The sequence below is a fragment of the Streptomyces sp. NPDC102278 genome (genome assembly GCF_044766345.1).
Lineage (GTDB): Bacteria > Actinomycetota > Actinomycetes > Streptomycetales > Streptomycetaceae > Streptomyces.
Genome location: NZ_JBIWLV010000003.1, coordinates 164,487 through 176,752, shown reverse-complemented (window position 1 = coordinate 176,752; position 12,266 = coordinate 164,487). Strand labels below are relative to the sequence as shown.

The 12,266-nt window shown below is 72.9% G+C and carries 7 protein-coding genes and 1 tRNA gene; 7 read left to right on the top strand and 1 reads right to left on the bottom strand.

Annotation, left to right across the window (positions count from 1 at the left end; genetic code table 11):
- Window position 1: 1 nt before the first annotated feature.
- Entirely contained in the window at window positions 2–1,606 is a 1,605-nt protein-coding gene (locus ACIRO3_RS09850) for a dynamin family protein (RefSeq protein ID WP_361771560.1), read from the bottom strand.
- Between the two features lie 333 nt (window positions 1,607–1,939).
- Between ACIRO3_RS09850 and ACIRO3_RS09845 the strand changes: the two genes are divergently transcribed.
- From ACIRO3_RS09845 to ACIRO3_RS09815, 7 genes are all read left to right on the top strand, one after another.
- Window positions 1,940–2,015: transfer RNA gene (locus ACIRO3_RS09845), tRNA-Arg, on the top strand.
- A gap of 260 nt (window positions 2,016–2,275) precedes the next feature.
- On the top strand, window positions 2,276–4,273 hold the full coding sequence (locus ACIRO3_RS09840; protein ID WP_404134463.1) for a TerD family protein: 1,998 nt from the start codon (window positions 2,276–2,278) through the stop codon (window positions 4,271–4,273).
- Between the two features lie 518 nt (window positions 4,274–4,791).
- A complete protein-coding gene (locus ACIRO3_RS09835) occupies window positions 4,792–7,413 on the top strand; it encodes a Z1 domain-containing protein (RefSeq protein WP_404134461.1) in 2,622 nt (873 codons plus the stop codon).
- Window positions 7,410–8,525, top strand: a complete 1,116-nt coding sequence (locus ACIRO3_RS09830) for a PD-(D/E)XK motif protein (protein WP_404134458.1) — start codon at window positions 7,410–7,412, stop codon at window positions 8,523–8,525. Before ACIRO3_RS09835 ends, ACIRO3_RS09830 begins: the two co-directional genes overlap by 4 nt.
- Window positions 8,522–10,456: a hypothetical protein gene (locus ACIRO3_RS09825; protein ID WP_404134455.1), complete on the top strand. Its 1,935-nt coding sequence runs from the start codon at window positions 8,522–8,524 to the stop codon at window positions 10,454–10,456. Before ACIRO3_RS09830 ends, ACIRO3_RS09825 begins: the two co-directional genes overlap by 4 nt.
- Window positions 10,453–11,385 (top strand): hypothetical protein, encoded by a 933-nt coding sequence (locus ACIRO3_RS09820; RefSeq protein ID WP_404134452.1) that lies wholly within the window; start codon window positions 10,453–10,455, stop codon window positions 11,383–11,385. The genes ACIRO3_RS09825 and ACIRO3_RS09820 overlap by 4 nt, the downstream gene beginning before the upstream one ends.
- The gene (locus tag ACIRO3_RS09815) at window positions 11,382–12,251 is read left to right on the top strand and encodes a DUF6339 family protein (RefSeq protein ID WP_404134450.1); all 870 of its coding nucleotides are present in this window, start codon (window positions 11,382–11,384) and stop codon (window positions 12,249–12,251) included. The genes ACIRO3_RS09820 and ACIRO3_RS09815 overlap by 4 nt, the downstream gene beginning before the upstream one ends.
- The last annotated feature ends 15 nt before the right edge of the window (window positions 12,252–12,266 follow it).

Genomic DNA, 12,266 nt, shown 5'->3' with positions numbered 1-12,266 from the left:
GTCACCTCTCCTTCTGCAGTACGGACAGCGCGGCGATCAGCTCGGCCTGTGGTTCCGGGGTCACTTCGAGGGCTTCCAGGGGGGCCAGGCGGCGGTCGCGCTCGGCGCGCAGCACCTGGTCCAGGTGTTCCCCGACGAGTTCGCCGCCCCGGTCCCGCAGGCGTACGGCGGCCTGTACGCCGATCCGCTCCGCGAGCTTCTCGCCGGCCGGGCGGGCCCGCCTGCCGCCGAGCAGGGCGGCGACCAGCAGGGCCGCCACGCCGTCGGGATCGGGCGCCGGCTGCTTGTCGAGCCGTGCGACCTCCTCCTCGGCGAGTTCCTCCAGGACGCGCCGCCAGCGCCGTACGGCCATGCCGATACGTTCCGCCGCCTCACGATCGGGGGCGGGCAGCGGGACCGCCGCGGCCGCCGGTTCGCGCCGCCAGACCTCCGCGATCCGCTCGTCGGCGGCGGCCACGGCGCACTGGAGGAGCGCGGCGAGGGACTCGGCGAGGGAGTCGAGGAGTTCGTCGGCGGTGGTGTCGAGGGGGTAGCCGCGCCATCTGGTCAGCGCGTCCCCGGCCAGTACCGCGCCCTTGTCGAGCCGGGTGCGCACCCGCTTCCCCTCGCGGCGGTACGCGTCCGTGACGGCCGATGTCAGCCGTACGGCGGCGGCGTACTGGGCGGCCACCGCGGAGGCGAGCTCCGGCATCCGGCGGCCCAGGGAGTCCAGCGCGCCGAGCGCGGTCCGCCCGACGGCGTACTGCCGGGCGGCGGGGTCCTGGGCGTGGTGGCTGAGCCAGGCGAAGAGCGGCGCGACGGCGCTGGCCGGGAGCAGCCCGCCCCCGCCGGTCGACTCGGGCAGCTCGGGCACCGTGAAGCGCGGCACGTCGCCGAGCCCGGCCCGGGTGAGCAGGGCCCCGTACTGCCGGGAGACGTCGGCGAGCACCTGGTGCGGCACCCGGTCGAGCACCGTGACCAGGGTGGCCTTGTACTGCTTGGCGGTGCGCAGCAGGTGCCAGGGGACGGCGTCGGCGTACCGCGAGGCGGTGGTGACCATCACCCAGACGTCCGCGGCGCAGATGAGGTCGGAGGCGAGGGTGCGGTTCTCGACGACGAGGGAGTCGATGTCGGGGGCGTCGAGGATGGCGAGGCCGCGCGGCAGGGTCGAGACCGTCTCGATCCGCAGTTCGCGGGTGGCGTGGGTGTTCCCTCGGGGGATCCTCCTGGTCGCGGGTGGGGACTCGTCCTCCTCGTGGGGCACCCAGACCCGCATCAGGTCGGGCAGGACGCGCATCCCCGCGAACCAGTGATGATCATCCGGATGGCAGACGAGCACCGGGATCCGCGTCGTGGGACGCAGCACTCCGGCCTCGCTGACCTGCCTCCCCACGAGGGAGTTGACGAGGGTGGACTTGCCGGCCCCGGTGGACCCGCCGACAACGGCGAGCAGCGGCGCCTCGGGCGCCTTCAGCCGGGGAACGAGGTAGTCGTCGAGCTGCGCGAGCAGCTCGGCTCTGGTCTGGCGGGCGCGCGGAGCGCCGGGCAGGGGCAGCGGCAGACGCACGGACGCGACCCGGTCGCGCAGGGCGGACAGGGCATCGAGCAGCTGAGGCCGAACATCCAAGGTCACCACATGCGAAGAATGCCCAATGTGGGACCATTTTTGAAGCTTATACGTCCTCTGCGCGCCGACCGCCACCCCGGAGAGACATCCCGGGACACGGCGGACGAGTGGGACTCAGGCATAACGAGTGCACAACACCCGGGGCGTCGCGGCGCAAAAGCGATGCGAGAATCGCACCTGCCTGCGATTATCGGGACCGCTTCACCGAACCTCCACATCGTGGCACGCGGGTGAAGCAACCGGGACAAGGTGACTGGAGCCCTATCCTTGACCCGGCACGGCCCACGGTCCCACCCCCACCTCGGGGCTCCAGGCCACCACGGCCACCTACCGGCCCCCGTAGCTCAGTGGATAGAGCAGGTGCCTTCTAAGCACTTGGCCGCAGGTTCGAGTCCTGCCGGGGGCACCACTTCTCCACCCCTCGAAGCCCTCCCCCACGGGAGGGCTTTCGTGCAGGTCAGCGGCAACTTAGCGAGACCTCTGTAGCAGTGGCGTAAGCGCACGGAAGGGGCCCCGGCGACGAGTCGGGGGGCCGGGGGCGGGGCGACGCGCGACAGTCACCCGTTCGCCGCGCCGGCCGTCCGCCCACGTGCGCCCACATCTGTCCCGGAGGGGACAAATCGGCATTCCGGTTGAAGACGGAACGAATGTCGGATCATCCTTTCCGTCATGAGTCTCGTCTCCACCGCCCCCGATGTGTCCGATCCGCACGACTACGCCCTCGACTGGGCGCTGGTGGATGTGGAGACCTCCGGGCTGACGCCGCGACAACATCGGGTGCTCTCGGTGGCGGTGGTGACGCTCGGACCGGACGGGCGCCAGACGGGCGAGTTCTCGACCCTGCTCGACCCCGGCTGCGATCCCGGTCCCGTACACGTCCACGGGCTGACCGCCGAGCGGCTGCGCGGGAAGCCCACCTTCGGGCAGGTCGCGGGGCGGATCGCGGAACTGCTCCAGGACCGTGTGCTGGTGGCCCACAACGCCCAGTTCGACTACGACTTCCTGGCGCACGAGTTCGCGCGGGCCGGACTGCACCTCCCGGTGGCCATGCGGCTGTGCACCCTGGCGCTCAACCGGCGGGTGGACCCGCCGACGCGGGACATGCGCCTGGGTACGTTGGCCGCCCACTACGGGGTGGAACAGACCCGGGCGCACGACGCGCTGGACGACACGCGGGTCCTCGCCGGAATCCTGCGCGCCTCCCTGAAGGAGGCGGCTCGGCTGGACCTTCCGCTGCCGCTGGTCGCCTGCCCGCCCCGGCAGGACCCCCGGTTCGCGCCGAAGGCGCCCAAGGCTCCCTGTGCGTACCGCAACCCCGGGAGACCGACCGCGGGCGGTCCCCTCGTTCAGGGCATGAAGATCTCCATCACCGGCGACACCGAGACCGCGCGCGCAGACCTCGTGGCGCGCTCCGTCGCCGCCGGCCTGAACGTGATGGGCTCCGTCAGCCGACACACCAGCGTCCTGGTCGCGAACGACGCCGCCTCCGGTTCCACCAAGGCCCGGCGGGCGATCGCGGAGGGCGTCCCGGTCGTCGACGAGCGTGCCTTCCTGCGACTGCTGGGCGACGTACGGCCGGGGACGCCGCACGAGAGGCCGCCCTCGGCGGAACGGCCGACGGCGGCGGCGAGAGCCACCGCGACTGCCGCGACCGCGACTGCCACGATCCCGGCCCAGGCGACGGCGGCCGCACGGCCCGCGCCGGCCGATCCGCCCGTGCCTCCCGGCACGATCGCTGCCTCCGTCACGACCGCCGCCCCCGCCACGCCCGCGCTTCCCGTCACGCCCGCTCCCCCCGCCACAACCACATCTCCCACCACGTCCGCACGTCGGGTCGAAGCCCCCGCCGGAGTACGGCCGTTGGCCGGTCGGCGCGTCCTCGTCCTGGGCGGGACCCATCCGGTCTCCTCGCAGGCCCGCGGCCGGGTCGTCGAACTCGGCGGGTCCGCCGCCGTCAACCTCTCCGCGAGCGTCACGGACGTCGTGCTCCTCGCGGGCGCCGAGGCCGACCGGCGGATGGCCCGGATCACCGCCCTCCTGATCCCGACGCACGACGCGGACTGGCTGACCGCGCCCGGATCGGCTCCCGCCGGCCCCTCCACCGGTTATCCCTCCGGCGACGGAAGGGCCCGTTCCCCGCAGGTCCTGCCGCGGGGCGGGGTGATCGACCTTCCCCGTACGGGAACGGAGTTGCGCTGGGACGTGGGCGCCTCCTGGGCGCAGCAGACGCGTTGCGAGATCGACGTGGTCGCCTTCGTCGTCGACGAGGACGAACAGGTCACCTGCGACGAGGACTTCGTCTTCTACGGAGCCCCGGAGAACCCCGACGGATCCGTACGGCTGTTCAGCGACGGGCCGACCGAGCAGACGATCGGCGTCGACCTCGCCGCCATGCCGCCGGGCGCCCACCGGGTCGTCGTCTGCGCCGCGATCGACGGCGCGCCAGCGTTCGGCGAGGTCGGCGCGGTCCAGATCACCGTGGCGGCGGGCACGGGCGCGATGCCCCTCGCACAGGTCACGGTGGACGCCGCCACGACCGAACGGACGATGGTCCTCGCGGAGGTCTACCGGCGCGGCCCGCTCTGGCGCTTCCGCGCCGTGGGCCAGGGGTACGACCACTGTCTGGCGGCTCTCGCACGGACCTACGGCGTCGACGTCGCCGACTGAACCGCGGCTGGGACGACCACCCCACCGCCCCCGCCCGACACCGCCGCCGCCCTCCACCTTCCGCCCGAAACCCGCCGGTCGACAACCGGCTCTCCGAACGGCCGGCCGGACACGTCCGGCATGGGGTATTTTCACATCATCGGTCACGCAGCCACCTGCGACGGAGGCCGGGAGCCGTGTGCGCACCACCCCCGCGACCGCCTCCGGACACCTCGCGCGACCCGAGGTCCACGCGTAGGGTCTCCGCCCGTCCCGACCGCCTCACGCGCGTCGGTCGCGCGCCGGGCGCTTGTCGGTCGGCGGGTGCCTCCCACTCGGTCGGCGGTCATGGCGGTCGGCTCCCGGCGGTCACGGCGGTCCTGGCGGTGGCGGCGGTCGGCGTGACGTTCTTCGGCGGATCGATCACCGTCGGCAGGGTCGGTCGCTAGCGTGACCCGTGGAACAACGCCGTATCGACCAGGCCGAAACACACCTGGTCGACTGTGATCACTTGTGAGGCATGGGTGGGGAACCCGCAAATGGACGCGGCCTGGTCGCGTTATCAGAGCATGCTCGACGGGATGCTCCCGCACGAGGCGACGCAGCAGTTGCACGACTTCCTCGTACCGGAGGAGGTGATCGAGGAGATGGTGCGTCGCCACGAGGCCGCCACCACCGAGATCGCCACCCTGCGCGAACCGCTCGCCGTGGGGCGGGAGAACGCCGTCCGTTGGTACGCGGGTCCGCGTGCCGGGGACAGGAACTGGCCCGCGTTCGAGAAGCGGTTGGGGCGCCATCTCGACCGGGACGAGGTCAGGAAGATCGACACGGCTTCCGATCGCGTCGTCGCCATGCTCGACCATCCGGCCACCCCCACCTTCCGTTCCCGCGGCCTGGTCCTCGGCCACGTGCAGTCGGGCAAGACGAGCAACTTCACGGCGGTGTGCTGCAAGGCGGCGGACCGCGGCTACCGCATGTTCATCGTCCTGTCCGGCGTCACGAACTCGTTGCGCCGGCAGACCCAGACCCGCCTGATCCGCGACCTCGTGGACCTCAACCCGCCGCTCTGGCACCAGATCACCAAGGCGGAACACGACTTCCAGCCGCCGCCGAACGCCCAGTCCTTCCTGGCGTCCAAGGACCAGTGCCTGCTGCTGGTGGTCAAGAAGAACGGTCCGGTCCTGAAGAAGCTGCGGGACTGGCTGGAGGAGGCGCGCGAGCAGCTCGTCAACTGCCCGACGCTGATCATCGACGACGAAGCGGACCAGGCGACCATCGCCACGCGCAGGATCAACCCGCTCATCCGGGACGTCATCGGGCGCATTCCCAAGGTCTGTTACGTCGGGTACACGGCGACGCCGTTCGCCAACCTCCTCGTCGACCCGGTGGACGAGGAGGACTTCTACCCGCGCGACTTCATCCTGAGCCTGCCCCGCGGCGACGACTACCAGGGCCCGGAGACCCTCTTCGGCCGCAATCCCCTGGACCTGGAGGACCCGGCCGAGGTCCCCGGCGGCCTCGACATGATCCGGACGATTCCGGACGAGGAACTCCCCCTGCTGCGACCGGCGAAGCGGTCCGCGATCGCCGACTTCGCCCCCGAGGAGGCGTCCTCGTTGCGCCGGGCCGTCCTCTGGTTCTGGCTGGCCACCGCCGCCCGGCACGTCCGGGGGCAGGGCGACCGGCACTCCTCGATGCTGATCCACGCGCATTCCGACACCCGCGTCCACGACTCGTACCAGCCCGTGCTCCAGGCGCTGCGCGACGAGGCGGCGCGGGGGATCCGGGAGGACGACGCCGCCGTCGTCGGGGAGTTCCGTGAACTCTGGGACGAGGAGTCGCGCCGCGTGACGCCGCAGGGCGGGAGCGGCCCGCTCGACTTCGCCTCCGTGCTCCCCGTCCTGGAGCCGGTGGTCTCCGGGACGCGCATCGTCATGGACCACTACCGCAGCACGGATCGTCTCGACTACGACTCCGGGCCCGTCAACGTCATCGCCGTCGGCGGCAACACGCTCTCCCGGGGACTCACCCTGGAGGGGCTCGTGGTCAGCTTCTTCGTACGCTCCTCCAACGTCTACGACACGCTCCTCCAGATGGGGCGGTGGTTCGGCTACCGCCCCGGCTACGAGGACCTCCCGCGCATCTTCATGCCGGCCGAGACGCGCCGTTGGTTCACGCACCTCGCGACGGTCGAGGCGGAGATGCGCGTCGAGATCGACCGGTACATCACCGAGCACCTCACCCCGCTGGACATGGCCGTGCGCATCAGGTCCCACCCGAAGATGAAGGTGACCTCTCCGGCGAAGTCCAAGGGGGCCGTGCGCGGCGCCGCCTCCTACGGGGGTCAACTCGTCGAGAGCCGCTACTTCCCCTGCGAGAAGACCGTCGAGGACGAACGGTGGCACGCGGACAACGCGGACGCGGTGTCACGGTTGTTGGCCGCGGCCCACCGCGAGGGCGGCCTCGACGCGAACACCGGCGCCGGTCGGGCCCTGTGGCGCGGGATCCCCGTGGAGCACGTCCTCTCCTTCGTCGACGAGTACAGGTTCCATCCCAAGGCCCTCGACGCCGCCCGCGACCTGCTCACCGGGTACATCGGCAAGCGGAGCAAGGCCGGCGGCCTGGTCAGTTGGAACGTGGGAGTCGTCGGGAAGCGGCCCGTCGGCGGCGGTTTGATCGGGTTGCCCCACGGCGGCGCGGTGGATCCCGTGGTCCGTACCCGGCTGGACCTCGGCGTGGACGACCCGGTCGCCGACATCAAGACGCTCACCGGTTCCCGGGACGAGGCGCTGGACCTCGACGTTCCCGAGGGCAAGGAGGTCAACCGCAGCCTGCTCCAGCGGCTGCGGACGTCCCAGCAGCCCGAGCGCGGGCTGATCCTGCTGTACCCGATCGACGCCAAGGCCCCGGTCCCGGTGCGCGGCGGGACGGGACAGGAGCGGGCGGTGGTCGGTCGGGCGCCGCTGGACGCGCCGGGCGACATCGTCTGGGGCGCCGCCCTGGTCTTCCCGGCGCCGACCGGTGGAGTGGACCTCGGCGTCGAGTACGACTACCTCCAGGCCGACCTCTCGCGCGTTTTCCCCATGGCGGGCGAGGACGAGGACGAGGACATCTCCGTACTCGAACAGGACCTCGACGGCGGGCCGGAGGGCGCCGCGTGACCGCGCGCCCGTGGTCCGCCGCGACCGTCCGGCTGCGTGAACTGTTCGAGTCGCAGTGGAGCCTGCTCGACCGGCGGGCCGCCGGCGCGGCGTCCGGCGGCCCGGTCTCCGGCGGCCGGGGGTCCGGCGGCGCCGTGTCCCACGATCCCGGGCACGACCGCTCGGTGATCACGGCCAAAGCGGTGATCACGGCCAAGCTGGAGATCGACACCCCCCACGGCGCGCTCCGCCTCGGTCTCGACGGCGACGGCCTGCGTCACCTGCTGGTGCCGATCGGGCCGGCGGCCGGGGTCGAGGACGACGTGCGCAGCGCCGGCGTCCGCCTCACCACCCGGACGTTGTCGCACGACGACGGCCTTCCGGTGCGTTACGCGGACATCGCCTGCCTCAGGCGTGATCTCGCCGGGACGTTCACCGGGCTGGTCGCGGACCTGGCCGGGCTGATCCTCGCCGAACCGGATCAGGCGCCCTCCCTCATCGTCCGTACGCTGCACGCCTGGAGGCTGTTGCTGGCGGGGGCGTCCACGAGTTGGACCGTGCCGCGACTGGCCGGGCTCTTCGCCGAGCTCCGCGTACTGGAGGCCCTGCTGGACGTGAACCCGCAGGCCGTGCGGGCCTGGCTGGGCCCGCTCGGATGTCCGCAGGACTTCCGGGGCGCGCACCACGCCATCGAGGTCAAGGCCGGCGTCGCCGCCGAGGGTCGCGTCGTCCACGTGCACGGCGTCGACCAGTTGGAGACGCCGACGGGGGGCACGCTCACGCTGGCGTGGTCGCGCGTCACCGAGTCGACGGCGCCCGGGGCGCGCTCCGTACCGGACCTGCTCGCCGCGTGCCGCGAGCGGATCGACGACCTCGGGGCCTTCGAGACGCGGCTGACGGCGCTCGGGCTGCCGGGTGGCGACGGGTCCACGATCGACCGGGTCCGGTTCCTCACCGCGGAACAGCGCTGGTACGACGTGTCGGGAGACTTCCCCCGCGTCGTCCCCGGGAGCTTCGTGGGCGGAGCCGCGCCCGCCGGGGTCCGCGGCGTGGAGTATCGAATAGACCTGAACACCGTCGCGCACACCGCCGAGCCGGAGCGCGTGCTGAAGCGGCTGGGGGCCGACCTGTGACCGAGCCCGGCTGGTACGCACAACCCTTCCGGGCCGACGGCGGCATCACCGCGCGCGGTCTGCTGAGCCAACTGGGCAGCCCCGGTCTCTCCCCGCTGACGCTGCTCGTGCGCGAAGCGGCCCAGAACTCCTGGGACGCCCGCCTGCCCGATCAGGCCGTCGTGCGCTTCAGGCTGGACCTGGCTACCGTCGGCGCCGGCCACGGCGCGGCCTGGCGCCGCCTGTTCTCCACCGGATCGTCGGGCAACGCCCGGCCCGGCGCGATGTTCCGCCCGCTCTCCCTGGCGAAGTCCCCGCGCTACCTCGCGATATCCGACCGGGGCACGATGGGGCTCGCCGGTCCGACCCGTTCCGACGCCGGGAAGACCGCCCGGCGGGAGTGGGCGCGGTTCGTCCTGAACAGCGGTGACCGGGACGGGGGCACGGGCTCGTCCAGCGGAGGCACGTTCGGTTACGGCAAGAGCGCCCTGTTCCGGATGTCGAAGGTCGGTTGCGTCCTGGCCCACACCCGGTTCCGGGACGACGACGGGCGGGTGCGTTCGCGTTTCATCGGCGTCGCGATCCGCGAGTCGTTCTGGGACGGGGAGACGCGGTACACCGGTCGGCACTGGTGGGGGCTGCCGGAGTCGGAGCACTGCGAACCGCTGCTGGACGCCCGCGCGGACGCCGCCGCGCACGAGTTGGGGATACCCGGGTTCGCGGGCGAGGAGACCGGTACGACGCTCGTGGTGGTCGACCCCGACCTCACGGACCCCACGCTGCCGGACTCGGACACCACCCCCGAGCTGTCCGTGGCCGAGGCGGGCAGCTACCTCGCCGACGCCGCGGCCTGGAACCTGTGGCCCATCACGCTCACCGACCGGGACCGGCGCATGAGCGTCACGGTCACGGCGAACGGCGCGGACGTCCCGGTGCCCGACGAGGGCTCCGACGCGGCCCTGGCCTTCTTCGCGGGCGCGTACCGCGAGGTCGTGGGCGGTACGGGTCAGGTGTTGTCGTGCGGCAGGCCGCACAAGGACCTGGGTCACTTCGCCCACGCCTACACCTACGGCGCCCTCGTGACCTCCCCGGCGGCGCGTGAGCTGGGTGTCGAGGGCGCGCCCCGGCACGTCTGTCTGCTGCGCGGACCGGAGCTGGTGGTCCGCTACCACCCGGGTCCCGAGCGGTCGAATCCGGATGCCGGGTACGCGGCGGTGTTCAAGGTGTCGGGCGACCTCGACGAGACGTTCGCCCGGGCGGAGCCGCCGACCCACGACGCGTGGGAGTACCAGCAGTTGCAGGGCCGCGAGGCGACGTTCGTACGGACCGCGGGCCGGCGGCTGAAGGAACAGTGCGACCGGCTGAGCGGCGCCCAGGCCCGCAGGGCCGTCAAGGTGGGCACGTACGCGCTGGGTTCCGTGGCCCAGCGCCTGGGCCACCTGTTGGCGGGGCCGGGCGGAACGGGCGCCGCGGTGCTGCTGTCCGGCGCGCATCCCGGCACGGCGCGAACCGGCGGGAACACGGCGGGCCCGGGCGGGCCACCGGCGGGCGCGACCGGCCCCGGCGTCGCCGCCGGAGGCGCCGGCGGCGCGGCCCCGGTCGGAGGTACGGGTCCGGGCGGCGGGCGGTCCGGTGTTCGGCGGCCGAGCCTGGTCGCCGGACCGCGCTTCGAGGTGATCGACGGAAGGCCGTACGTGGTGCAACGGGTACGGATCCACGGGCCCGACCGGGTGGAGGGCGCGGTGCGCGTCCTCACCGGTGACGGGGTCGCGGAGGGCACGTCTCCGACCGGGGTGACGCCTCCCGAGGTGCACGGCTGGCGCCTGCCGTCGGACGGCTCCGTCGTGGCCGGCGAGGTGTTCTACCACGCCGGCGACGCCACGGAGGTCGACCTGATCGTCACCGCCGTCGCCGACGCACTGGTCGACATCAACGTGGTGGGGCGGGCATGAGCGTGCGCGTCTGGCCCTACCGCAGACCCCTCGACCGGATCCGCGCCGGACAGTGGAGGTGGGGTGACACCGCCGGCGACCCCGTGCCCGCCGCGCTGCCCGCCTGGGACTACGCCGCGGACCTCACGCTCGCCCGGCTGGTCGAGATCGACCTCGCCGAGCTGCGCGCGGACTGCGGGCTGCCACCCGACGCGCCGCTGCGCCTGTGCGTGCGCCACTGGCCGTCCACGTCGCTGCTGCGCACCTCCGCCTTCGCGCAGGACCTCCCCCCGCGCAAGGACCGGACGACCTGCGAGGTGCGGATCTCGGCCGACAGCCGCGAGTTGGGCGGTTTCCTGACCGTGGAGACCCTCGTCGTCCTCGCCGGCGACCTGCCGACCACCGAGCCGTTCGTGGCGGCCCGCGGCGGCTCCATCCTGTGGAGCGATCAGGTACGCGTCCACCTGGAGGGCGGCGCCGGTCTGCTGCCGATCGCGCCGGTGTCCTTCGGGGAGGCCGGGCTCCCGGCCGGCTCGGCCTGGTACGTGAGCATGGACGGCGGGGACTGGCAGCAGGCCGCGATGGGCAGTCTGCTCGTCCTCCTCAACGAGGACCATCCCGCGGTCAAGCAGGCGATGGAGGCCTCGCGCAGCGAGCTCGCGGGGATGCTGTGGAGCATGTTGGAGGCCGACATCGTGACGGACCTGGTCGGACGGGCCCTGGACGACGACGCGTTCGTCGACGAGACGCCGTCCGACGACCCCGACGGCGACCTGACGATGGCGGGGCTCGTGCGCGCGCTGGTGCGCACGTACCTGTCACGGCCGACCGAGTCCGCCGAGCAGGCGATCAAACGGCTCCGGGACGATCGACGCAGGGACCCCTCGCGGTTCCGTGCCGACGTCCACTCCGGTGTCCGGTTCCTCACGGACAGGGAGGCCACGTCATGAGCCGCAGCGCGAGCGAGGACGCCGAAAGCCGGGTCATGAGTCTCCTCTATCCGCGTCTGCTGCCCGGGGAGACGGAGCGGCGGTTCCGCATGCTCCACGAGGCGCCGGCGGGCGGACACGCGTCCATGGCCGCCAACCACTCCTCGCGGGCCGTGTACGCGGCCACGGGCGGGCGGCGGGTGACCCGCGACGAGCTCGACCAACTCCGCGGCTCGGTCCTGCGCGTGGCGCGCGACCAGGGTTTCCCGGCCTCCCCGTCCGCTGCGCAACGCACCGCCTTCGACCGCGGGACGGCGCAGGTGCTGCGGGAGGGGTGCCGGATGGTGCCCGGCGAGGCCGCGCAGCGGCAGGTGTGGGCGTTCCTGGCGCTCGTGCTCCTGCCGGACGTCTGTGCCTGGCGGTGGCCGGCCGACGCGGGCAACCGGTACGTGGCCGATCGGTTCAAGGGAACCGACCTGACCCGGCACGCCCTGGCCCGTCTGTGGACCCGCGCGCACGTGCTCCGCGACGACACGGCGGACGACCCGTACCACCTGCTGGACGTGCTCGGCGAGGCCGATCTGGACCAGGTCATGGCGCGGCGCTCCGCACTCGCCGGGTCGCCCGCGCTGGTGCGGGCCATCGTCCGGGCCCATCGGGACGACGAGGGGGGCGGCGGTGCCGCCTCTCGTACGGCCGCCTCTCGTACGGCGGCCTCTCGTACGGCGGCCTCTCCTGGCGTGGCCTCTCGTGCCGTGCTCCGGGAGAGCCTGACGCGGTTGCTGAGGCTCACGGCGTTCGTCGACCTGGACTCGGCGTCGGAACCGGAGCTGGGCCGCCTGGTGCGGCAGGTACGGTCCGAGGCGCGTGCCGCGTTGGGCGGGTGAGGCGCGGGGGTCGGA